At 64.6% G+C, this 21,084-nt stretch carries 23 protein-coding genes; 15 read left to right on the forward strand and 8 right to left on the reverse strand.

Going from position 1 to position 21,084, the window contains the following annotated elements; genetic code table 11:
* The 4 genes from DAES_RS01205 to waaF all read right to left on the reverse strand — a co-directional run bounded on the left by DAES_RS01205 (position 1) and on the right by waaF (position 3,780).
* Positions 1 to 1,707 (reverse strand): hydantoinase/oxoprolinase family protein, encoded by a 1,707-nt coding sequence (locus DAES_RS01205; RefSeq protein WP_013513210.1) that lies wholly within the window; start codon positions 1,705 to 1,707, stop codon positions 1 to 3.
* A 133-nt stretch (positions 1,708 to 1,840) separates the two neighbouring features.
* Positions 1,841 to 2,092, reverse strand: coding sequence for a hypothetical protein (locus DAES_RS01210; protein WP_013513211.1), 252 nt, complete (start codon positions 2,090 to 2,092; stop codon positions 1,841 to 1,843).
* A gap of 121 nt (positions 2,093 to 2,213) precedes the next feature.
* Positions 2,214 to 2,636, reverse strand: a complete 423-nt coding sequence (locus tag DAES_RS01215) for a DUF4079 family protein (RefSeq protein WP_013513212.1) — start codon at positions 2,634 to 2,636, stop codon at positions 2,214 to 2,216.
* A 91-nt stretch (positions 2,637 to 2,727) separates the two neighbouring features.
* On the reverse strand, positions 2,728 to 3,780 hold the full coding sequence (gene waaF / locus DAES_RS01220; protein ID WP_013513213.1) for a lipopolysaccharide heptosyltransferase II: 1,053 nt from the start codon (positions 3,778 to 3,780) through the stop codon (positions 2,728 to 2,730).
* A gap of 148 nt (positions 3,781 to 3,928) precedes the next feature.
* Between waaF and DAES_RS01225 the strand changes: the two genes are divergently transcribed.
* Entirely contained in the window at positions 3,929 to 4,168 is a 240-nt protein-coding gene (locus DAES_RS01225; RefSeq protein ID WP_013513214.1) for a hypothetical protein, read from the forward strand.
* Between the two features lie 29 nt (positions 4,169 to 4,197).
* The gene (locus DAES_RS01230; protein WP_013513215.1) at positions 4,198 to 4,539 is read left to right on the forward strand and encodes a DsrE family protein; all 342 of its coding nucleotides are present in this window, start codon (positions 4,198 to 4,200) and stop codon (positions 4,537 to 4,539) included.
* Positions 4,540 to 4,636: 97 nt separating this feature from the next.
* Here the strand turns inward: DAES_RS01230 and DAES_RS01235 are convergent, their stop codons facing one another.
* The 3 genes from DAES_RS01235 to DAES_RS01245 all read right to left on the reverse strand — a co-directional run bounded on the left by DAES_RS01235 (position 4,637) and on the right by DAES_RS01245 (position 10,093).
* Positions 4,637 to 5,656, reverse strand: coding sequence for a DUF362 domain-containing protein (locus tag DAES_RS01235; protein WP_013513216.1), 1,020 nt, complete (start codon positions 5,654 to 5,656; stop codon positions 4,637 to 4,639).
* Positions 5,657 to 5,819: 163 nt separating this feature from the next.
* Positions 5,820 to 8,285 carry a type I DNA topoisomerase gene (gene topA / locus DAES_RS01240; RefSeq protein WP_013513217.1) on the reverse strand — a complete coding sequence of 822 codons (2,466 nt, stop codon included), beginning with the start codon at positions 8,283 to 8,285 and terminating at the stop codon, positions 5,820 to 5,822.
* A 164-nt stretch (positions 8,286 to 8,449) separates the two neighbouring features.
* Positions 8,450 to 10,093 carry a glycosyltransferase gene (locus tag DAES_RS01245; RefSeq protein ID WP_013513218.1) on the reverse strand — a complete coding sequence of 548 codons (1,644 nt, stop codon included), beginning with the start codon at positions 10,091 to 10,093 and terminating at the stop codon, positions 8,450 to 8,452.
* A 332-nt stretch (positions 10,094 to 10,425) separates the two neighbouring features.
* Here DAES_RS01245 and DAES_RS01250 point away from each other — a divergent pair, with 332 nt between their 5' ends.
* From DAES_RS01250 to DAES_RS01310, 13 genes are all read left to right on the forward strand, one after another.
* Complete coding sequence (locus DAES_RS01250) at positions 10,426 to 11,133, forward strand: YggS family pyridoxal phosphate-dependent enzyme (RefSeq protein ID WP_013513219.1); 708 nt, start codon at positions 10,426 to 10,428, stop codon at positions 11,131 to 11,133.
* A gap of 22 nt (positions 11,134 to 11,155) precedes the next feature.
* Positions 11,156 to 11,917, forward strand: a complete 762-nt coding sequence (locus DAES_RS01255) for a motility protein A (protein ID WP_013513220.1) — start codon at positions 11,156 to 11,158, stop codon at positions 11,915 to 11,917.
* Positions 11,918 to 11,948: 31 nt separating this feature from the next.
* Positions 11,949 to 12,770 (forward strand): OmpA/MotB family protein, encoded by an 822-nt coding sequence (locus DAES_RS01260; protein WP_013513221.1) that lies wholly within the window; start codon positions 11,949 to 11,951, stop codon positions 12,768 to 12,770.
* A gap of 2 nt (positions 12,771 to 12,772) precedes the next feature.
* Positions 12,773 to 13,498: an OmpA/MotB family protein gene (locus DAES_RS01265; RefSeq protein WP_013513222.1), complete on the forward strand. Its 726-nt coding sequence runs from the start codon at positions 12,773 to 12,775 to the stop codon at positions 13,496 to 13,498.
* A gap of 103 nt (positions 13,499 to 13,601) precedes the next feature.
* A complete protein-coding gene (locus tag DAES_RS01270) occupies positions 13,602 to 14,099 on the forward strand; it encodes a flagellar basal body-associated FliL family protein (RefSeq protein ID WP_013513223.1) in 498 nt (165 codons plus the stop codon).
* Positions 14,100 to 14,171: 72 nt separating this feature from the next.
* Positions 14,172 to 14,696, forward strand: coding sequence for a flagellar motor switch protein FliN (gene fliN / locus DAES_RS01275; RefSeq protein ID WP_013513224.1), 525 nt, complete (start codon positions 14,172 to 14,174; stop codon positions 14,694 to 14,696).
* Positions 14,689 to 15,093 (forward strand): flagellar biosynthetic protein FliO, encoded by a 405-nt coding sequence (fliO, locus tag DAES_RS01280; protein ID WP_236608441.1) that lies wholly within the window; start codon positions 14,689 to 14,691, stop codon positions 15,091 to 15,093. Before fliN ends, fliO begins: the two co-directional genes overlap by 8 nt.
* Positions 15,090 to 15,860 carry a flagellar type III secretion system pore protein FliP gene (gene fliP / locus DAES_RS01285; protein ID WP_013513226.1) on the forward strand — a complete coding sequence of 257 codons (771 nt, stop codon included), beginning with the start codon at positions 15,090 to 15,092 and terminating at the stop codon, positions 15,858 to 15,860. The genes fliO and fliP overlap by 4 nt, the downstream gene beginning before the upstream one ends.
* Positions 15,861 to 15,895: 35 nt before the next feature.
* Positions 15,896 to 16,165 carry a flagellar biosynthesis protein FliQ gene (fliQ, locus tag DAES_RS01290; RefSeq protein WP_013513227.1) on the forward strand — a complete coding sequence of 90 codons (270 nt, stop codon included), beginning with the start codon at positions 15,896 to 15,898 and terminating at the stop codon, positions 16,163 to 16,165.
* Between the two features lie 120 nt (positions 16,166 to 16,285).
* The gene (locus DAES_RS01295) at positions 16,286 to 18,700 is read left to right on the forward strand and encodes a Lon protease family protein (protein WP_013513228.1); all 2,415 of its coding nucleotides are present in this window, start codon (positions 16,286 to 16,288) and stop codon (positions 18,698 to 18,700) included.
* Positions 18,701 to 18,748: 48 nt separating this feature from the next.
* Positions 18,749 to 19,405 (forward strand): metallophosphoesterase family protein, encoded by a 657-nt coding sequence (locus DAES_RS01300; protein ID WP_013513229.1) that lies wholly within the window; start codon positions 18,749 to 18,751, stop codon positions 19,403 to 19,405.
* A gap of 10 nt (positions 19,406 to 19,415) precedes the next feature.
* On the forward strand, positions 19,416 to 19,886 hold the full coding sequence (locus DAES_RS01305) for a 23S rRNA (pseudouridine(1915)-N(3))-methyltransferase RlmH (RefSeq protein WP_013513230.1): 471 nt from the start codon (positions 19,416 to 19,418) through the stop codon (positions 19,884 to 19,886).
* A gap of 12 nt (positions 19,887 to 19,898) precedes the next feature.
* Positions 19,899 to 20,156: a hypothetical protein gene (locus tag DAES_RS01310; RefSeq protein WP_013513231.1), complete on the forward strand. Its 258-nt coding sequence runs from the start codon at positions 19,899 to 19,901 to the stop codon at positions 20,154 to 20,156.
* 125 nt (positions 20,157 to 20,281) lie between these two features.
* Here the strand turns inward: DAES_RS01310 and DAES_RS16785 are convergent, their stop codons facing one another.
* Entirely contained in the window at positions 20,282 to 21,082 is an 801-nt protein-coding gene (locus DAES_RS16785; protein ID WP_013513232.1) for a class I SAM-dependent methyltransferase, read from the reverse strand.
* Positions 21,083 to 21,084 lie beyond the last annotated feature (2 nt).

Consider the following 21,084-nt stretch of genomic DNA (forward strand, 5'->3'; position numbering starts at 1 on the left):
TCAGCGTCCCTCCAGTGTGGCGACCACGCCGGGCCGAACCTGACATTTGACGCGGATGTTGCGTCCCACCTGGGCCATGTCCTCGACCATGTTGAAACTCGACGAATGGGTGATCTGGGCGTCCTCGGGCTGGAGGAACACGCCCATGGAGTCGAGCTGCATGGAGAGTTGGTTCACGGCGTCCTTTTCCCCGTCGCGCTGGGTGTAGCTGGTGTGGATGTTCTCGCGGTAGGACAGGGACGGGATGAACAGGACGTGGCGCTGGGTGTCGGCGAAAAGTTCCAGCTCCCAGGTGGTCCTGGTCAGGGCAGCGCCAATGGCGTTGGCCACGTCGTAGTTGTCCGGCACCTCGGTGGCGAGCTGGAACCGCTTGAACAGCTCCATCCTCATGGCCTTGGCCGGGCCGCCCATGAGGTAGACCTTCTTGGGCACCACCCGTTTCTCGTCGAGCAGTTCGTGGATGGTGTACACGGGTTTGGAGTTGATCTCGTCCACCAGGTCGCGGGTGGCGTTGTGGATGGTCTGGGAGGCGTAGTCCACGGCCTCCCTGGCCAGGGTGTCGGCGGTCAGGCCGTGGGCCACGGCCAGCGCCTCCAGGGCCGCGAGGGAGGCCTGGGTGTCGCCCACGTCGCACGCGCCGATCCGGTTGAGGGCATCGGTCAGGGTGGGGTGCTGGCCGCCCAGGCACACGGACGGGCCGAGCCGGTTGGGGCCGACGCGCACTGTGGACGACGACCTGGACACCGAGATGGCCGAATCGCCGCCAATGCCGATGGAGAGCACCTTGAGGGCCGGGACCAGGGTGGGGTGCGAGCCGATGGCGATGCCCTCGCGCTCGATGAGCGGCGCGCCGTCGGCAAAGATGGCGATGTCCGTGGTGGTGCCGCCGATGTCAAGGATGACCGAGTCGTGAAAGATGTCCGTCAGGGCGATGATGCCCATGACCGAGGCCGCCGGGCCGGAGAAGATGGACTGCACGGGCATGCGCCGCGAGCGGGGCAGGGGCATGGTCCCGCCGTCCGCCTTGAGCATGTTGACCTTGACGTGCCCAAGGCCCATGTCCGCCAGGGCGCGCTCCACGGCGGTGGCGAATTGATTGTAGAGCCGCCACACGGCGCAGTTGAAATAGGCGGTGGCCACCCGGCGCGGGAAGTTGAGCGCCCCGCCCAGCTGGTGGCCGGAGGTGACGAAATCCGCGTATTCGCAGTCTTCCTCTTCGCGGCATTGCAGCACGGCGCGGCGGATGGCGTTCTCGTGGCGCGGGTTGCGGGTGGAGAATTTGGAGACCGCGGCGTAGACGCGCACCCCGTTGGCCCGGCAGGCGTCCACCGCGTCCGAGAGCTGGCGCGGGGCCAGGGCGCGCACCTCGTTGCCCCGGTGGTCGATGGAGCCGTCGATGACGTGAAAATCGCGGCACGGCATGAAGTTGTGCGGGTCGATGCCCGGCCCGGCGCTGACGATGACGCCCACGTCCTCGGTCCTGCCCTGGACAATGGCGTTGGTGGACAGGGTGGTGGACAGGTTGAGCCGGGTCACCGCGCCCGCGTCCACCTGGGCCAGGATGGTCTCAAGGGCCTCGGTCACGGATGTCAGCAGATCGTCGTGACGCGTTCGCACCTTGCAGGCGGCAAGGATACGGGTTCCCTTTTCCAGGCTGATGGCGACGGCGTCCGTATGGGTGCCGCCCACGTCGATTCCTAGCAGCATGCTCTCTCCTCGGCTTTTTTCAAGCCAAGAACGGATTTAGCACTGCTCGCGGCAGGGACGCAACCCGGAATTCGGCGAGTGGCGGGTTTGGGGCGGGGAGTGGTCGAGCCTGGCGTCAGGCCGGGCCGGGGAGTCAGTCGTTGTCGCGGTTGCGCACGTCGTCGCGCCATCCGTTGAGGGGGGCGCAGCAGCCCTGGCCCTCGTGCTGGCCCGTGCGCACCTCGTCGGCGGTCTTTGGGTCGAGCATCAGGCCGCACAGGTAGCGGCCCTGGGCCGCGTCCCAGCGCAGGTCAGGGCAGCGGCGCTGGTAGCCGTAGCGTCGGTGCGAGTCCATGCAGGGGTCGGTCAGGCAGCACCAGCCGCAGCCGACACAGGGTTTGTACATAGGCGATACCGGGGATTGCGTGTTGGGTGCCGGAGCCGACGCGATACGACGCCCGGCCCGGAAAGGCAAGGGTGCGTCCGAACCGCCCTTTTGCCCGCCTCCTGGTCTCCGGGCAAAAGACTCAGAGGATGAAATCCTGAATCACCTGCCAGCCCGTGCGGATCTGGTAGAAGGCCAGGGCCAGGAGCAGCAGATTGCCCACGCCGTGCAGCAGGGGGAGCAGGGTGCGCTGTCCCTTGAAACGGTCCATATACAGCCCGGAGCCGAGGCCGAAAAGCAGCAGCGGCAGCATGAGCAGCGCGACCTGAGAATGCTCTCCGGTGATGAAATTCGCCTCCCACTTGATGCGGGCCATGGCAATGCCGCCGAACAGGCCGAGCAGCCAGAGGGTAAGGGCGGCGGCCCCCATGGAAACGTGCCGCTTCCACTGGAACTTCAGGCTCATGCCAAAATGGCGGGACAGGAGCCGCTGCAGGCCGAGCCATGCGGCATACACGGCGATGAGGGTGGCGAGACATTGCAGGATCGGGTGAAACCAGAGCATCAGAACCTCCTGATCGTGTCGGTTGGCGTCACTGGGACAACACCCCCAGCCTACACCAAGTCCGGCCTGTGTCAAAGGGACATGGAACGGATCACAGGCCGAGCTTGGGCGCGAGGGCGGCCCAGACCATGTCCGGGGTCAGGGCGCGCATGCAGTGGTGATGGCCCAGCGGGCACTTTCGCGGACCATGCAGGCTGCAGGGGCGGCAGGCAAGGGGGGTCTCCATGACCGTGGACCTCTCGCCGCGCGGGAAAAAGCCGAGCTGGCGCACCGTGGGTCCGAACAGGGCCACCAGGGGCGTGTCCTGGACCCAGGCCAGATGCATGGGGCCGGAGTCATTGGTCAGGTAGGCGTCGAGCCGGTCGATCCAGGCGGCCAGCTCGGGCAGGGAGAGCTGCCCGGCCAGATTGATGACCGCGTCCGGGCCTGCCCCGGTCACTCCAGCGGTCAGTCCGGCCACCACCTGTGCCGCCACCGCCTCCTCGCCCGGCCCGGCGAGGACGAGCACCTGCGCGCCCGCGTCCGCGGCCATGGCCGCGACGCGGCTGAAATAGTCCACGGGCCAGCACTTGGTGGGCCAGGTGGAGCCGGGATGGATGCCCAGCACCGGGGCATTGCCGCAGCGTTCGCGCCAGAAAGCGCTGGCCGCGTCCCTGGCCTCCTGCGGCAGGACCAGCCGCGCCTTGGGGGGCGGGCCGTCCATGCCCAACGGGGTGAGCAGCCCCATCAGCCGCTCCACCTCCTCCAGATCAGGAAACCGTCGGTCCACGGTGTCGGTGTAGGCCAGCCGGTTGAACCACGGGCGGTCGTAGCCGATGCGCCGAGGGATGCCCGTGGCCGTGGCGATCATGGCCGAGCGCAGGCTGGCATGGGCCGAAATCCACAGATCAAACCCCTGCCGCCCGATGTCGCGCCCCAGCCGGAGCGCAGACAGCAGCGACTTCTGCGCCCCGCGCTTGGCGAATCCGTGCACCCCGGCCAGCTCGGGCTGGGCCTGGAACAGCGGCTCCAGCCCGCCCCGCACAAAGAGGTGAATCTCTGCGCCTGGATACCGGTTTGCCAGGGCGTGGAGCATGGGCAGGGTGAGCACGGCATCGCCCAAAAAGGCTGTCTGCCAGACCCCTATCTTTCGAAATTCATGCATCGGCCCCTCATATCCTGCGCCCGCCGTTCAGGCAATGGTTGATATAACGGCCATTACCCCATAGTGTGCCGAGGACGAAGATCGCGAATCAGTGACCACCGCGCGACGGTCTCATCACGCCTTATCGCCATGCGGCAGGAGCGAAGCCATGAAGTATATCATGTTCGAGGATTTTTCCGGCGCGCCCACGCCCATCATCTTTTCCAACCGCATCGACCACGCCGACATGCGTGAGCAGATGCCCTACACCAGGGCGCTCTCGGCAGGCTATGTCTCCCTGCGGCCAGACGGCTTCTACTGCTACGGCAACTCCAAAAGCCTCGACCTCAAGGCCGAACCCACGGACGCCGCCATCATCGCCGCCAAGTTTGACGACCCGGAGAGTTGAACCGCACACCCCAACCGACGGAGTGACACATGTATTGTCTGTATGCTTTCAACGGTGAAATGACGTGCTTCATCCACGTCCTGCTCAACGGCCTGGACATGGCCGAGCGGGGCAACAAGGTTGCCATCGTTTTCGAGGGCGCGGCGGTCACCCTCGTCCCCCAGCTCGAACAGCCGGACAACCCGCTGCGCGCCCTGTACCAGCAGGCGCGCCAGCAGGGCCTCATCGACGGCGCCTGCCGCGCCTGCTCCGCCAAACTCGGCGTGCTCGACGCCGTCAAGGCCGCAGGACTCCCCCTGCTCGGCGACATGTCCGGCCATCCCTCCATGGCCGAATACATCGATCAGGGCTATACCATCATCACGTTCTGACAGGCCGCGCAGTCGCACCCAAGGCGTGTCTTGGGCGGCCTGGCCCGCGTCATGTCATGAGGCAGAGGGGTTGAAGATTCTTCAGCTCCTTGTGCGATCACGCCCCAAGCTTCTCCCTGACACCCTGGGCAAACTCCGCCGACCCTGCTCCGAAGTGGACCAGCTCGATATCTTCCGCTGAGCGCGCGCCAAGGCCAAGCTCTGCCGCGCGCCGGATCTGCTCCTGCCCGAAGACCGGCCCTTCAAGAACCTTGGCCGTGGTCGGATACATGCGCAAAATGGCCACACCCACCGCATCCACGGCCACTGGGTCAATCCCGGCCACGATGACTCCCGGCTCCACCTCCTTGCCCGCGTGCGGCCCGCCCGTGATGAACGCCTTCATGGCGTCCATGACGATCAGGTCGTTGCGGAACACCTGGCTGATCTCGGCGATGAGCGAGCGCTGGTCGGGCGAGCGGTGCAGTTCGCCCATGTAGTTGTACCCGTCGCCGGGATCGTGCTTGGCCACCGCGCCCACGGCGTTTTTCAGGGCCATGGAGAAATGGCCGCCGTACTGGTGGGTCTTGAGGCAGCAGGTCTGCACCACCCGGTCTGCGGTGACAAAGGGTCGGGCCAGCAGAAAGCCGCGCTTCCAGTGGCTCCCTTCGGGCTGAACCAGGACGGAGTCTTCCCCGTCCAGGTCGTCCATGACCACCACCTTGAAGCCCAGTTCCTCGGCCAGGACGTTCACGCCCATGGTTTCGAGCACCTCGGGCGTGTTGCCCATGCCGCTGCGCTCGACCAGGGTCATGGGGCCTGCGTCGACCTCCTTGAGCGTGGCGATCATGGTGCGCAGGGTGTCGATGTGGGTGGAGGCCGGGAAGGGGTCGGCGCTGTTGTAGTTGGCCTTGATGGCCACGCTCGCGCCGCTGAAGCGGTTCAGGTCGAACTGGGCCATGGCCGTGCTCACGCCCTTGACGCGGTTGCCTGTCCTGACCACGACCACCTTGGACTTGGGCCGGGCCGCCAGGGCGGGCGTGAAGCCGGTCCAGGCGAGGGCTCCTGCCCCCAGGGCCAGGAGGGTTTGCAGGCAGTGACGGCGTCCGACGATCCTGGTGAAGCAAGTGTCTGGCATGGTGATCCTCCAGTGTGCAACCTTACGGTCAAGGGTCTGCCGTGTAAAGAAAAGCCGTTTGCCGTGGTCTGATAATAACGCGGCGCGCCCGCGCCCGGCGCATGAGAAAACCGGGGCCGAAATTTCGGCCCCGGTTGTCGGGTGGTGTCGTTGTTGGTCGGACCTATGCGTTGTCGTCGGGCATGTCTGGCAGGTCGGGTGTGTCTGGAGTGTCGGCAGGCTCGTCCGGTTCGCGGGTGTAGCCGCACCCTTTCTGGGGGCAGGCCAGGTGTTCGCCCTTGTCCTTGGTGGTCTTGCGGGTCAGGATCGGGTGTCCGCACTTGGGGCACGGCTCGTTGACCGGCCAGTTCCAGACCGCGTAGTCGCACTTGGGGTAGGCGGAGCAGGAGAAGAATATCTTGCCCCGGCGCGAGGATTTTTCCACCAGTTCGCCAGCGCACCCCTCCACTGGGCAGGGCACGCCCGTGGAAAAGGGCGCGGCATAGGTGCAGTCCGGGTAGTTGGAGCAGGCGATGAAGCGCGAGCCGGTGCGCGCCTTCTTGAGCAGCAGCTCGCCGCCGCAGTCCGGGCAGGAGCCCACCACCTGCAGCTTCTCCGACTCGATGACCGAGATGGCGCCGTTTTCGTCGCGCTGGAAATTGACGATGTTCTTGCAGTCCGGGTAGCCGGTGCAGCCCAGGAATTCACCCCGGCGGCTCTGCTTGATGGCCATGGGCTTGCCGCACTTTTCGCATTCCACGCCGGTCTCCTCCGGCGTTTCGCGCTCCACGATCCGGATGGCCCCGTTCTCGTCGCGGGTGAAGTTCTTGATGGTCCGGCAGGTGGGAAACCCGGTGCAGCCCAGAAATTCGCCGGTCTTGCCGAACTTGATGGACATGGGCTTGCCGCAGTTCTCGCAGACGATGTCCGTCTCCTGCTGGGAGCGGGCCATTTCCGTGCGCGCCTTTTCCAGGGTGGGGTAGAAGTCGTGGCCGAAGTCCTTGAGCAGCTTGGCCCAGTCCTGCTTGCCCGCGGCCACGTCGTCCAGCAGGCTCTCCATCTGGGCGGTGAAGCCGACATCCATCAGGGCGTGGAAGTGTTCGGAGAGCTGGTCGGACACGGTGAAGCCGAGTTCGGTGGGCACGAACCGCTTCTCCTCCTGACGGGCGTACTCGCGGTCGAGCAGGGTGGAGATGATGGCCGCATAGGTGGACGGCCTGCCGATGCCCAGCTCTTCCAGGGTCTTGACCAGCGAGGCTTCAGAGTAGCGCGGCGGCGGCTGGGTGAACTTCTGTTCCTTTTTCAGCTCGTTCAGGCGCAGGGTCTCGCCCTCGACCAGCTTGGGCAGCTCGGTCTCGGCCTCGGTGCCGGATTTGTCCATGGCCGCGAGAAAACCGGGGAAGAGCAGGCGCTCGCCCTTGGCCCGCCACTCGGTCGCTGGGGCCGAGACCAGCACAGTGGTGTCCCAGAAGCTGGCCGCGGCCATCTGCGAGGCCACGAACCGCTGCCAGATGAGGCGGTAGAGCTTGTGCTGCTCCGAGGGCAGCGAGCTTTTGACATCGTCGGGCGTGATGGTCACGTCCACAGGCCGGATGGCTTCGTGCGCGTCCTGCGCGCCGCCCTTGGTCTTGAAATTCCTGGGTTTCGACGGATAGTAGTCGGCCCCGAAGCGGTCGATGATCAGTTCCCTGGCCGCTTCCTGCGCTTCCTTGGCGATGCGCACGGAGTCGGTACGCATGTAGGTGATCAGGGCGGTGGTGCCGTGCCTGCCGAGCTCGACACCCTCGTAGAGCCGCTGGGCCACGGACATGGTCCGCTTGGCCGAGTAGCCCATGCGCCGGTTGGCGTCCTGTTGCAGGGTGGAGGTGATGTAGGGCGGCAGGGGGTCGCGCTTGCGCTGTTTTTCCTGCACCGAGTCCACGGTGAACTGGCCCGCCTCCAGGGTCTGCTGGAGCGCCTCGGCCTCGGCCTGGGTGGAGATGTGGTTGACGCCCGGCTTGACCGCCTTGCCCGAGAGCTTGTGCAGTTCGAGCCAGAAGGGCGGGGGGTTGCCGCCTTCGAGCAGCACCTTGAAGGGCCAGTATTCGTCGGTCTTGAAGGCGCGGCGTTCCTTTTCGCGCTCCACCAGCAGCTTCAGCGCCACGGACTGGACGCGTCCGGCAGAGATGCCGCGCTTGACGTTCTTCCACAGGATAGGGGAAATCTTGTAGCCCACCAGCCGGTCCAGGATGCGCCGGGCCTGCTGGGAGTCGAACAGGTTCTGGTTGAGATCCTGCGCGTTTTCCAGCGCCTCCTTGACGGCGCGGGCGGTGATCTCGTTGAACTGGATGCGGCGGATGTTGCTGTTGACCGGCCTGAGCAGCTCGGCCACATGCCAGGCGATGGCCTCTCCCTCGCGGTCCGGGTCGGGCGCGAGGTAGACGGTGCCGGCCTTTTTGGCTGCGGCCTTGAGCCGTTTGACCACCTCTTCCTTGCCCTGGATGATCTCGTAGCGCGGGGTGAACCCGTTCTCCTCGTCCACGCCCAGGTCGCGGGTGGGCAGGTCGCGCACATGGCCGACCGAGGCGTCCACCATATAGTCCTTGCCCAGGAACTTGCTGATGGTCTTCACTTTGGCCGGGGACTCAACGATGATCAGATCTTTTGGCATATTGGGACTCTTGGCCGTCCGTGCGGGGCGGATGCACCCCCGCGCGGCCTGATTGATGGGTTTGAGGGGGTGCTATGCCCGTTAACCGGGTGTGCCGTCAAGTCTCTGTATATTGATTATGGGTGAAAGGTGGAACGGGCCAGGGGCGAGCCGGGGCCTGCCGCCTAGATCTCCGGCAGGGGCACGCCGAGGTCGAGGCCGAGGTTGTCCAGGGCCTTGAGCCGGTCCAGGTGGCCGGCGTGCTTGTAGTAGAATTTGATGTCGTTGCCCATGATGGCCCCCAGGTCCGGCATTTTCATGGTGGCCCTGGTCTCGTTCTTGCCGCTCGACTGGTGGTGGACGCAGGTCACCGGGCCGCAGTACATGACCTTGTGCCCGGCCAGGCACAGGACGAGGTCGTGGTCGATGTCGTCCACCTGGGACGGGCTGAACCGGATGTCGAACCCGGCAGGGGCGTCGGCCAGGGCGCTGGTGCGCAGCAGATGCTGGCAGCCCATGACGCTCCGGGTCTCGCGGACCACGTCGTAGACATGGGTGTCGTACTGGTGCTCGGGCGCGTTGATGCTTACCTTGAGCAGGCCGTGGTCGGCTATGGCCACATAGCGGTAGAGATACTGGAGCAAGGCCGGGCTGCCGGGGTGGACGATCTTGCAGCCCACCACCGCGACTTTTGTGTCGGCCTCGGCCACGGTCAGGAACGAGGCCAGCCAGTCGCGCTGCACCGTGACATCGTCGTCGAGAAAGGCGATGTAGTCGCTGGCGCGCACCTCGGGCAGTCCGGCGAGCCAGTTGCGCGCGGCTGGCGCGCCGATGTTCACGTGCAGGTCGTGGACCGTGAACTCGTTGTCCGGGAACAGGGCGCGCGCCCGCTCAACCACCTCGCGGCTGTGGTCTGTGCAGCCGTTGAGCAGCACGTCGATGCGGGCCGGGCCAATATCCGAGCGGCTCAGGCTCTCCAGGGTCTGGCCGAGCATGTCCGCCTTGTTCCAGGAGTAGAGGCAGATGCTCACCCTCCGGCGCGTCAGCAGCGAGGCGTCGGGCGCGAACCGGGATTGCAGCTCGCGCAGGCGCAGGTGCACCGGGGTCTGGCGCGGGTCCTGGCGCAGGGATTTCTCATAGAGGGCCACGGCCTGGGCCGTGTTGCCCGCTGCCGCGAACAGTTCTGCCGCCAGATTCAGGCTCGTCTCGCGAAGCATGGCCTTGTTCAGGTCCGGCCACAGGGCCATGGCCTGGTCCAGGGCGCCCACCGACGCCTGATGGTTGAACAGGGCGATCTCCCAGTCGCGGCGCAGCGGATCGGGGCAGGCGAAACCAGCCAGCCAGGGACCGGCCGGGACTCCCTGCTGCCGGTCCACGGCCAGGGCGAACTGGGCCGCGGCCACGTGGTCCGGGTGGGCCTTGAGCAGCCGGGCGATGAACTCGGCGGCGTCCCCGGCATCGACCTTGAGGTTGAGGCCGGAGATGAGGCCGTAGGTCTCGGCGTCCCGGTTGTACTGGCGCACGATGTCGAGCCGCTGCCGGACCTGGGTGTTGCCTGTCAGGCGTCCCACGGCGTCGAGCAGGCCGGGCCGCAGGGGGCGCAGCTGCAACCCCTTGTCCAGCAGGTAGAGCAGGGTCTTCTGCGCCTGCCCGTGTCTGGCCGTCTCCGGGTCGTTGGCCAGGCGGTCGATGAAGCACATGCAGATGGATTCGTCGAGCAGGAAGTTGTGGAGGTGGTTGAGGACGTAGAGGACCACCTCGTCGAGGGACAATTCCTTGAGCTGGGCGGCCATTCCGAGCTGGAGGGTCTGGAAATATCGTTCGTTCATGCGGGTACCCGGTGCCTGCTGGAGGGTGTGGGGGCTCAACTGCCCAAATCTATGCCACGACTGTCGCGATCATGACAAGGGTCCAGTGCCCCGGCGTCGAGCGATCACTGTGCCATGGCCGGGAATTGAATGATTCGGCATCATTATGGACAATTCCATGTCTTGGGCGGTGTCGCGCTTCAGGCAAAATTTCGGGTGGTTACATGGTTGCCTGTCGTGATATGGTCCCTGGAGACGGCGCAGGAGCGCGCATTCTTCATTAATTCATTAAACTAAACGAAAAATGGGCCGATAAGGCGTGTGAAGCCTAAAGGCCGGATTCATTGAGAGTTATGAGCGAGAGAAGGACGGAGCTGGCCGAGCGCGCGGCAGAGGTGCGGGAGACGCTGGCCGAGGCGGCCCGCCGGGCCGGACGCGCGCCCGGCGACATCACCCTGGTGGCGGTCTCAAAATTCCATGCCGCCTCGGACGTGCGCGCCCTGGCCGGGGCCGGGCAGGCGGATTTCGGCGAAAACTACGTGCAGGAGGCCCTGGCCAAGCGCGAGGCACTGGCCGACCTCGGGCTCAACTGGCACTTCATCGGCGGGTTGCAGTCCAACAAGGCGCGGTTCGTGGTCGGGAACTTTTGTCTGGTGCACAGCGTTGATTCTCATAAGCTGGCCCAGGCATTGCATAAAAAGGCTTCGGAGCTGGGCGTGGTCCAGGACATCCTCATCCAGGTGAATGGTGCCGGGGAGGCTCAGAAGTCCGGAATCACGGAAGAAAATTTGATTCCTCTGGCCGAGGCGGTCCTGGGGATGGGCGGCGTCCGCCTTGTCGGGCTGATGACGCTGCCGCCGTTTTTTGACGATCCGGCGCGGGCGAGACCTGTTTTTGCCCGGTTGCGGGAGCTGCGGGACGCGCTGGAGGCCAGGCTTGGCCATCGGCTGCCCCACCTCTCCATGGGCATGACCGGCGATTTTGTTCCGGCAGTGGAGGAGGGGGCGACCCTGGTGCGGATAGGCACGAGGATTTTCGGGGCGCGGCCCCGGAGAACATAAGAGGAAAGGCAGAGGGCAGGGTATGGATTTCGGAACCGTCATCGGCATTGTTCTCTCATTCGGTCTGGTGGTCGCGGCCATCCTGTCGGGGTCGAGCCTGATCATCTTCATTTCGGTGCCGTCCTTTTTCATCGTCATCGGCGGGACACTTGGCGCGGCCATGGTCAACTATCCGCTGAGCTATGTCATCGGTCTGGTCGGGGTCATCAAGAACACCTTCTTCTCCAGCCTCGAATCGCCCCGCGAGATCATCGACCGGTTCAAGGACTACGCCAACCGCGCCCGGCGCGAGGGCATCCTCTCCCTGGAGCCGCTGATCAAGGAGATCGACGACGACTACATGCGCAAGGGGCTGCAACTGACGGTGGATGGCCTGGAGCCGCAGACTATCCAGGAGATCCTGGAGACCGAGGTCTCCTACCTGAGCGAGCGGCACGCCACCGGTGCGGACGTGGTGGCCGTGCTCGGCACCCTGGCCCCGGCCATGGGCATGATCGGCACGGTCGTCGGTCTGGTGCAGATGCTCCAGACCATGAGCGACCCGTCCACCATCGGCCCGGCCATGGCCGTGGCCCTCCTGACCACCCTCTACGGGGCGATGCTGGCCAACCTCGTCTTCAACCCCATGGCGGGCAAGCTCAAGGCGCGCAGCAAGGAGGAAATCCTGCTGCGCGAGATGATAATGGAAGGCATCCTGTCCATCTCCAAGGGCGAAAACCCGCGCATCATCGAGGAAAAGCTCAACAGTTACCTGCCACCCAAGGACAGGGTCGTGACCGACTAGCCGGTCGCCGCCCGTCCGGGAGAGCCCGTTTATGGCGAAAAAAGGGAAAAAGCACATTTGCGAGGAAATGCCTCCGTGGATGATCACCTTCTCGGATGTCATGACGCTGATGCTGACCTTTTTCGTGCTGCTGGTCTCCATGTCCCACATCGACCCGCGCCGCAAACTGGTGGCGCTCGGCTCCATCATCGGCACCTTTGGCTGGGAGGACGCCAGCTATGAGGTCTTCTCCAAAAAGGACACCCGGCGCACCGTGGAGCCCGGACCCATCGACTCGGGCGACCTCGAATCGCTCAAGGCCCTCAAGTGGGAAAACATCGACGACGACATCAATTTCCGCTCCAATCGCTTCGTCCAGATTTTGTCCATTGACGCGAGCCTGCTCTTCGGGCCGGATGCCGTGACCTTGAGCGAATCCGGGCAGGCCGTGCTGGACGGGTACATGCCGGTCTTCGCCCAGGTGCAGTACCCGCTGCTGCTGGCCGGGCACACCTCCCAGCTGCGCGACGAACTGGGCGCGGACTACAAGCCCGGCGACGACGAGGAGAACCCCGACCTGTCGTGGAAGATCTCCTTAAGCCGCGCCCTTGCGGTCTACCGTCATCTGATCGACCGCGGCATGCGCCCGGGCATGCTCCGGGTCGAGGGATTCGGCAAGTACATGCCGTTCTACACCCAGACAACTGTCGAGAGCCGGGCCAGAAACCGGCGCGTTGACATCGTGCTCGACAAGCGCAACATCGACGCGGGCGAGCGCCTCCGGTCCCTGACAGGCCAGGACGCCGGGTTGGTGGACACCATCGATGTCAACGGGTTCCGGTTCGATGTCCGCCCGCCGCAGGGGCTGGAGTAGCCATGGCCAGGAAGAAGAAGGAACTTTGCCCGCCGCTGGCCCTGTGGCTGGTCACCTTCTCGGATCTGGTGACCCTGCTGCTGACGTTTTTCGTCCTGCTTCTGACCATGTCGTCCATGGACAACGCCATCCTGACGCGGGTGACCCTGCAGACCGCCGATCTCGGGCTGCTCGACAAGCGCGGCTCCGGGCGGGTGGATGTCAGGGAGCGGCTGGTGATAGAATTGATGGAAAAACCCTGGGAGGTGCTGGACAAGAAGCAGCGCCTCAAGGATTTGCTCTTCCCCGACGACGTGCTGCCGGATGACCTGAGCAAGGCCGAGCTGGACAAAAACCTGGAGATCCTGGCCAAGCCCGATGGCGTGGCCCTGGTCTTTACGGACAAGCTGCTTTTCGAGCCGGGCGCGTCGCGCCTGAGCCTGCGCGGGGAGCAGCTGCTCGAAGCGCTGACCCCGGTGCTTCTGTTCACCGCCGCGCCGGTCAACGTGGCCGGGCATACGGACGCCTCGGACACCGGGGCCGACCCCTACGCCCTGTCCGGGGACCGCGCCCTGGCCGTGCTCTCGTTCCTGGTCGATGCCGGGGTGCCTGACCGCCGCTTTTCCCTATCCGCCTACGGCAGCGACGTTCCGGCCCTGGATGAGCGCGACAGGCCGGTGGCTTCAAGCATGAACCGGCGTGTCGAGATTCTCCTGAAGACCGCCCGGCCCGTGGGCGGCTATCTGTAGCGGGCCGTGACCGCCCGGACCGACTGCTCTAAACTTTGTCTGGAAAACACCGCGGAATCACGCTAAGAAGAGAGCACCAACCCAGAAAACAAAGGTGGCCGACATGGCTGACGAAGATCTTGTCCAGGAAGGAAAGAAGGGCGGCAAGCTCAAGTGGATCATCATCGCCGTGGCGCTGATCGTGCTCGGCGTTGGCGGGTATTTCGGCTACACCATGTTCCTGGCCGCGCCCGACGAGGCGCAGACCGCCGAGTCCGGGGCCGGGGAAGAGGGCGCGGGCGTGCCGACAGAGTCCCTTGAGGGCAAGCTCGTGCCCCTGCCCATGTTCCTGGTCAACCTGGCCGATCCGCTGGGGCGGCGGTATCTCAAGCTCGGCATGGAGGTCGAGGTCCGCGACGAAAAGGCCGAGCAGGCCCTTCTCAAGTATGAGGCCAAGATCAAGGACACCCTGCTCCTGCTGTTTTCAAGCAAGACCTACGACGACCTTTCGACCATGAAGGCCAAGGTGGAGCTGAAGCAGGAGATTGTGGACCGGCTCAACCAGATCGTGGGCAAGGGGGCGATTCTGCGCGTCTACATCACGGAGATGGTCATCCAGTAGCACGCCTCTTGCAAGGGCCTTTCCGGGCCGTCATGTTTTTTGACGGGCACAACGATGTTTGCGAGGTACGACATGGCCGAAGATCAGGATAAACTGGCACAGGAGTGGGCCGACGCGCTGCTGGAAGGCAACGATGTGCCCGACCCCTCGGAGGCCGCCAGCGCCGATGTGGCCAGCGACGACGAGTCCCTGGCCGACGAGTGGGCCGCCGCCCTTGCCGAGACCACCCAGGAAGAGGTCAGGCACGAGAAGGAGCAGGCGTTTCTCTCCACCCAGACCCACGACTACGAATTCAAGGACATGGGCAGTGCGGCCAAGGGCGCAAGCTCCAGCGGCAAGCGCGACCTGGATTTCATTCTCGACATCCCCCTTGAGGTCTCTGCCGAGCTGGGCCGCACCAAGCTCTTGATCAACGAGCTGCTGCAACTGGGCCAGGGCTCTGTGGTGGAGCTGAACAAGCTGGCGGGCGAACCGCTCGAAATCTACGTCAACGGCAAGCTCGTGGCCCGCGGCGAGGCCGTGGTCATCAACGAGAAGTTCGGCATCCGGCTGACGGACATCATCAGCCCCATCGAGCGGGTCAAACAGCTTGGATAGCCCTCTGGCCCAGGCCAACGCCACTGCCGCACCCATGCAGCTGCCAGTGGTGGACTCCGGCGCGACCCTGCTGACCACGCTGGGGTACCTGTGCCTCATGCTGGGCGTGATGTTCCTGGCCTACTATCTGCTCAAGCGGCTCGGCATCCAGGGCTGGGGCGCGCACGGCGGCAAGGACGGCCCGCGCCTGATCAGCCGTCTGGCCCTTGGCGCCCGCCAGAGCGTGGCCGTGGTCCGTTTTCGCGACCGCGACCTGCTCCTTGGCGTGACCGAAGACCGCGTCAGTCTGCTGGCCGATGTCGAGGCGGGCGAGGTTGGAGAGGACGGAGCGCGCGCCTCCGGGCCGAAGAGCTTTGCGGCCCTGCTCAGGAAGGGGACGGGAGGGGACGAAAAATGACGGCTGATCCGCGCCGACTGCTGACGCTGTGCGCCTGCCTGTTTGGCGCGCTGGCCCTCTTTCCGGCCCTGTCGCTGGCCCAGGACCCGGTCATCCCCAAGCTGACCATGGAATTGGCTGCCGGACAGGCCGAGCCGGGCGAGGTTTCGACCCTGCTTGAGATTCTCTTCCTGCTCACGGTGTTGAGCATGGCCCCGGCCATCATGCTGACCATGACCTCCTTCACCCGGATCATCATCGTCTTCCATTTTCTGCGTCAGGCCATGGGCACCCAGCAGATGCCGCCCAACCAGATCCTGGCCGGGCTGGCCATCTTCATGACCGTGGTCATCATGATGCCGGTGGGCAAGGCCATCAACAGCACCGCGCTCCAGCCCTATCTGGCCGAGGAGATACGCTTTGACGAGGCCCTGGAACGGGCGCAGGTGCCCATCCGCGAGTTCATGTTCAAGCATACCCGCGAGAAGGACCTGTCCATCTTCTACTCCATCACCAAGGAGGAGCGGCCAAATAACCGAGACGAGGTCAACACCATCATGCTGGTGGCCGCCTACACCATCTCGGAACTCAAGACCGGCTTCACCATCGGCTTTCTCATCTACATCCCGTTCCTCATCCTGGACATGGTCGTGGCTTCCATCCTGCTGGCCATGGGCATGATGATGCTGCCGCCGGTCATGATCTCGCTGCCGTTCAAGATCCTGCTTTTCGTCCTCATCGACGGGTGGAACCTGCTCGTGGGCTCCCTCGTGAACACCTTTCAGTGACCCTGCACAGGCACCTGCCCGGGGAGTAGTGCGTCATGACGCCGGAATTCGTGGTCGGATTCGCCCGACAAGCCATTGAAATCACACTGGTCATCTCCCTGCCCATGCTCGGCGTGGGCATGATTGTGGGCATTTTTATCTCCGTGCTCCAGGCAGCCACCCAGATCCAGGAGATGACCCTGACCATGGTCCCCAAGATCGTGGCCATCTTCATCGCCCTGCTGGTGGCCTTCCCCTGGATCATGGACAAGATGATGACCTACACGACGAATCTTTTCCTCAATCTCCCGAACTACATACAATAGCCGCGACCGGCCGGCGCGCTTCGGCTGCGCCGTCACAATGCAGGGTGACATCGCGGGTGAAAATCCGTATCTTCGCCGTGCGGCGGGTTGGCCGCGCATCACGAAACACGCGAGCACCCAATGAACCAGACCAGCACTCCCAAGGTGAAGAGCCTGTCCGGCGACAAGCTGCGGGCGCACCTTGACCCGGCCCGGATCCCCTTTGCCACCAGCGCCGACATTCCGGCCCGCAACGTCCACTCCCGGTTCCAGCCACGGGCCATCCACGCCCTGGCCCTGGCCCTTGAGATCAAGAGCAACGAGCACAACGTCTATGTCTCGGGTGAGCCCAACATGGGGCGTACCTATTTCGCCATGAGCTTTCTCAAGCCCGCGGCGGCCAGGGCCGAGACCCCGTGCGACTGGGTCTACCTCTACAACTTCGAGGACAACGACAGGCCCATCGTCCTGCGCATGCCCGCAGGCCAGGGGCGCAAGTTCAAGCAGGCCCAGCACAAGGCCATGGCCCACATCCGCCAGGAGATCCCGGCCCGGTTCGAGAAGGACGCCTTCCAGAAAAAACACGAGCGGATGCTCAAGAAGTACAACTCCAAGCGTGAGGAGTTGTTCAACAGGATGGACGCCACCGCCGAGAAGGAGAGCTTCAGCCTGAGCCTGGACGAGGAGGGCGTCCTGACCCTCTCGCCCATCGTGGACGGGCAGGTGGTCTCGGACAAGGATTTCGAGACCCTGGGCGCGCCGCTGCGCAAGAAGCTCAAGGCCAAGGGCGAGGAACTGCTGGCCAGCGTCAGCTCCATCCTGCGCCGCATCAACCAGAACGAGGCGGACATGCGCCAATCCGAGGTGGACCTCCAGCGCGAGGCGGCCAGGGCGGTCCTGGACGAGAGCTTCGGCAAGGTCGTGGACAAGTTCAAGGGGGCCGGCGGGCTGCCCGAGTACTTTCAGGCCCTGCAGGACGAAGTGCTCGACAATGTGGAACAATTCCTGCCGCGCGACAGCTCCCTGGCCGGGCTCCTGCCCGATGGCCCGCCCGGCGGCGAGGATTTCTTCACCCGGTTCGAGGTCAACCTGTTCGTGGACAACGGCAAGACCAGGGGCGCGCCCGTGGTGGTGGAGGATCACCCCACGGCCTTCAACCTCCTCGGTTCCATCGAGCGCGAGGCCGAGATGGGCGCCCTGTACACGGATTTCACCCTGATCAAGGCCGGGGCGCTGCACCGGGCCAACGGCGGATTTCTGGTCCTGAACATCGAGGACCTGCTCTCCAACCCCAACTCCTGGGAGGGGTTGCTGCGCGCCCTGCGCTCCGGCCAGTCGCGCATCGAGGACCCGGTGGACCCGGATCAGGTCCGCGCCCGGACCCTCCAGCCCGCGCCCGTGGACCTGCAGGTCAAGGTGGTTCTCATCGGCTCGGAGGAGCACTACGAGATCCTGCTCTACAACGATGACCGGTTCGACAAATTCTTCAAGCTCAAGGCGCACATGCAGCACGCGGCCACGCGCAATGCCGAGAACATCCGCTACTATCTGCACGTCATCGGCCAGATTGCAGCCGAGTCGGGCCTCCTGCCCTTCACCCGCGAGGCCATGGCCGGGCTGGTGGATTTCGGCTCCCGGCTGGTGGAGGACCAGAAAAGGCTCTCGCTCTACATCCCCCTGCTGCGCGAGCGCATGATCGAGGCCTCGGCCCTGGCCCGCATGGCCGGGCGCGGCGAGGTCGGCCAGACCGAGCTGGCCGCGGCGGTGGCGGCCAAGGATTACCGGGTCAACCTCTACGAAGAGGAGTTCATGACCGACTATGACCGGCAGGTGATCAAGGTGGAGACCAGCGGTCGGGCCGTGGGCCTTGCCAACGGGCTGTCCGTGACCCAGTTCGGCGACTACGAGATCGGCCTGCCCCATCAGATATCCTGCACGGTTGGCGTGGGCCACGGCGGCATCCTCGACCTGGAGCGCGAGGCCCAGCTGGGCGGCCCCATCCACACCAAGGGCATGATGATCATCAAGTCCTATCTGGTGCGCCTGTTCGCCCAGGACAAACCCATCGTGCTGACCGGCTCTTTGTGCTTCGAGCAGTCCTACGCGGGCATCGAGGGCGACTCGGCCTCGGGCGCGGAGCTGGCCTCTCTGCTCTCGGCCCTGTCCGGCGCGCCCATCAACCTTTCCTATGCCTTTACCGGCGCGGTCTCCCAGTCCGGCGCAGTCATGGCTGTGGGCGGCGTCAACCGCAAGATCGAGGGGTTTTTCGAGGTCTGCCGACGGCGCAGACTCACCGGCCACCAGGGCGTCATCCTGCCTGCGGACAACGTGGTCAACCTGATGCTCAAGGGCGAGATCGTCCAGGCCGTGGACGAGGGGCGGTTCCACATCTTCCCGGTCAAGACCATTGAGGAGGCCATGCTCCTGCTCACCGGCATGCGCTGCGGCACGCGCGCCAGGAACGGCCAGTATCCCACCGGCTCCCTCTACCGGCAGGTGGACGTGCGTCTGGCCGAGCTGACCCGGCTGGCCGTGAGAGGGGATTGCGAGAAATAGCGCCGGGCAAGGGCGGGCGCAGAGCGGAGAATCCAGCAGGGGAGCGGCATGTACTGGATAGCGTTTGGCGACATTCACGAGAGCTTCGGGGTGCTCGGTTCCATTCCGGGGCTGGGTCGGGCCCAGGGGGTGATCCTCACGGGCGACCTGACCAACCGGGGCAGCCGCGAGTCCGCGGACCGGGTCATTGACGCGGTGGCGGCCATCAATCCGCGCATTTTTGCCCTGCCAGGCAACATGGACACCGACGCGGTTGAGGCCCGGCTCGCACAGCGGGGCATGGACCTTCACCTGCGGGTGCGCGAGCTGGCACCCGGACTCGGCCTGATGGGGGTGGGCTATTCCACGCCCACGCCCTTTGGCACTCCCGGCGAGGTGGCCGAGGCCACCCTGGTCGGGTGGCTCGACGCCACCCACGCCCTGGCCGCATCCTTTGCCACCCTCATCGTGGCCGTGCACGAGCCGCCCCACGGCTCCAAGGCGGACATGCTCGGCAACGGCGAGCATGTGGGCAGCCCTGGTGTGCGCGCCTTCATCGAGCGCGCCCGGCCCGCACTGGTCCTGACCGGCCACATCCACGAATCGCGGGCCGTGGACAGGATCGGGGAAAGCACGGTCATCAATCCGGGCATGCTGGCGGGCGGCGGGTTCGTGCGCATCGAGTACCGGGACGGCGCGCTTTCCGCCGAGCTCATGAGCGTGTGACGGGCGGGCCATGAGCAGGATCGGCTTCATCTGGGTGGGCAGGCTCAAGGAACCCTTTTCCCAGGACGGGTGCGACCATTATTGGAAGAAGCTGTCCCGGTTCTTCAAGCTCGACGAGGCCGTGATCAAGGACGGGCCGGGCAAGCTGCCGCCCGTCGAGCGCAGCCGCAAGGAGGGCGAGGCGATCCTGGCCAGGCTCGCGCCCGGCGACGTGGCGGTCATCCTCGACGAGCATGGCGACCGGCTCACCTCGCGCCAGTTGGCCGCCTTTGTGGAGAAGTGGACCGACGCTCCCAACCAGCGTCCCGTGTTCGTCATCGGCGGCCCCTTTGGCCTGTCGGACGCGGTCAAGGGCGTGGCGCGGGTCAGCATTCGCTTGAGCGACATGACCCTGCCCCACGAGCTGGCCCGGCTGGTGCTGCTGGAGCAGTTGTACCGGGCCGCCACCATCATGAAAAACATGCCCTATCACCATGACTGACGGAGAAAGACCATGCTGGACATCGAATATCTGAAACGGGTGGAGCAATACTTCGAGAGCGGCGACTGCGCCTTTGAGTTCGAGCACGGCGAGGAGGAGCGGCGGCTGGCCATCATCGAGTTCCTTGAAACCCTGATGGACCTTGGCGAGCTGGCCGATGTGCTGGCCACCAAGCTCATCTTCAAGGACGCCTACGCCACGCTGACGAGCGAGGAAGGCGTGGGTGCCGCTCTGGAGCAGGAAGGCAAAGACGGATCAGGAGTTGAATAAGCAGCCCGGTTTCGGTCGGTGAGGGATAGGAATCCGACGCGAAAACCGCCCCTTGGGGCGGTTTTGCTACGTGTCAACTGTGGATGGATGGAGTGGATGTCTCTTCTGCTGTCAAAACAACAGGGTCAGGCGTCGTAAAAAGTCATTGTCAAGGGAGGGGCGGCCTGACGCTCGTGCATCTGCGTCTTTGTTTTGATGTCGTCATACACCCCTTCCATCCACCGCCGTTTAGTCATGGGGTATGTCTTGAATGTGTCCACGGGAGCTTGGCCGGGTGTTTTGCGGAGGACGAGGACAATGTTGCGCACCGCGTCCGTGGGGTCTGCGGAAACCTCAAGAATCTGGAATTCGGCACCGGCAAGTGCCGCATCCAGTTTTGCAGCGGTGATTTTCGCCCCGGTTTGGCCCTGTCCCTGCTCCTCTTTCCTGTTGCCTTCAAATTGGAGCAGAAAGAGCCCGTCAGGCTTGAGAACCCGCAATGCCTCGCGCATATAGGAGGCGATAGCCTCGAAATCGGTGATGTGCTGGAACACTCCGGCGCTGACGCAGTAATCGAAACTGTTGTCGATTAAGTTGTTAAGGGTCCTGCCGTCCGTAAGCTGCAAGACAATATTGGGCAGGCACGAACACTGAGTAGCTGCACTCTTGAGCATTTCTTCGGAGATATCCACGCCACAGGCCAGACGAAAGCGGCAGGCCAGAGGTTTCAGAAAACGGCCAACGCCGCAGCCTATCTCCAGAACGCTGGCTCTGCTGGGTTCCAGGGTGCCATATTCCACGATCCGGTCCGCCATTCTGTCCACAAAGCGGATGCCGGTCAGGTGAAATTCGGCCTTGTCCCACTCCTGACCGTTCTGAAGGTGAGAGATGAAATTGAATTCACTTTCTTTGTTCAACGAATTCCACAACTCGCGCATGTCGGTCATGA

The sequence above is a fragment of the Pseudodesulfovibrio aespoeensis Aspo-2 genome (assembly GCF_000176915.2).
GTDB lineage: Bacteria > Desulfobacterota > Desulfovibrionia > Desulfovibrionales > Desulfovibrionaceae > Pseudodesulfovibrio > Pseudodesulfovibrio aespoeensis.

Bases quoted from the DNA above. Each gene is read 5' to 3' on its own strand.
- DAES_RS01205 (WP_013513210.1), bottom strand. From the start codon at position 1,707: ATGCTGCTAGGAATCGACGTGGGCGGCACCCATACGGACGCCGTCGCC.
- DAES_RS01210 (WP_013513211.1), bottom strand. From the start codon at position 2,092: ATGTACAAACCCTGTGTCGGCTGCGGCTGGTGCTGCCTGACCGACCCC.
- DAES_RS01215 (WP_013513212.1), bottom strand. From the start codon at position 2,636: ATGCTCTGGTTTCACCCGATCCTGCAATGTCTCGCCACCCTCATCGCC.
- waaF (WP_013513213.1), bottom strand. From the start codon at position 3,780: ATGCATGAATTTCGAAAGATAGGGGTCTGGCAGACAGCCTTTTTGGGC.
- DAES_RS01225 (WP_013513214.1), top strand. From the start codon at position 3,929: ATGAAGTATATCATGTTCGAGGATTTTTCCGGCGCGCCCACGCCCATC.
- DAES_RS01230 (WP_013513215.1), top strand. From the start codon at position 4,198: ATGTATTGTCTGTATGCTTTCAACGGTGAAATGACGTGCTTCATCCAC.
- DAES_RS01235 (WP_013513216.1), bottom strand. From the start codon at position 5,656: ATGCCAGACACTTGCTTCACCAGGATCGTCGGACGCCGTCACTGCCTG.
- topA (WP_013513217.1), bottom strand. From the start codon at position 8,285: ATGCCAAAAGATCTGATCATCGTTGAGTCCCCGGCCAAAGTGAAGACC.
- DAES_RS01245 (WP_013513218.1), bottom strand. From the start codon at position 10,093: ATGAACGAACGATATTTCCAGACCCTCCAGCTCGGAATGGCCGCCCAG.
- DAES_RS01250 (WP_013513219.1), top strand. From the start codon at position 10,426: ATGAGCGAGAGAAGGACGGAGCTGGCCGAGCGCGCGGCAGAGGTGCGG.
- DAES_RS01255 (WP_013513220.1), top strand. From the start codon at position 11,156: ATGGATTTCGGAACCGTCATCGGCATTGTTCTCTCATTCGGTCTGGTG.
- DAES_RS01260 (WP_013513221.1), top strand. From the start codon at position 11,949: ATGGCGAAAAAAGGGAAAAAGCACATTTGCGAGGAAATGCCTCCGTGG.
- DAES_RS01265 (WP_013513222.1), top strand. From the start codon at position 12,773: ATGGCCAGGAAGAAGAAGGAACTTTGCCCGCCGCTGGCCCTGTGGCTG.
- DAES_RS01270 (WP_013513223.1), top strand. From the start codon at position 13,602: ATGGCTGACGAAGATCTTGTCCAGGAAGGAAAGAAGGGCGGCAAGCTC.
- fliN (WP_013513224.1), top strand. From the start codon at position 14,172: ATGGCCGAAGATCAGGATAAACTGGCACAGGAGTGGGCCGACGCGCTG.
- fliP (WP_013513226.1), top strand. From the start codon at position 15,090: ATGACGGCTGATCCGCGCCGACTGCTGACGCTGTGCGCCTGCCTGTTT.
- fliQ (WP_013513227.1), top strand. From the start codon at position 15,896: ATGACGCCGGAATTCGTGGTCGGATTCGCCCGACAAGCCATTGAAATC.
- DAES_RS01295 (WP_013513228.1), top strand. From the start codon at position 16,286: ATGAACCAGACCAGCACTCCCAAGGTGAAGAGCCTGTCCGGCGACAAG.
- DAES_RS01300 (WP_013513229.1), top strand. From the start codon at position 18,749: ATGTACTGGATAGCGTTTGGCGACATTCACGAGAGCTTCGGGGTGCTC.
- DAES_RS01305 (WP_013513230.1), top strand. From the start codon at position 19,416: ATGAGCAGGATCGGCTTCATCTGGGTGGGCAGGCTCAAGGAACCCTTT.
- DAES_RS01310 (WP_013513231.1), top strand. From the start codon at position 19,899: ATGCTGGACATCGAATATCTGAAACGGGTGGAGCAATACTTCGAGAGC.
- DAES_RS16785 (WP_013513232.1), bottom strand. From the start codon at position 21,082: ATGACCGACATGCGCGAGTTGTGGAATTCGTTGAACAAAGAAAGTGAA.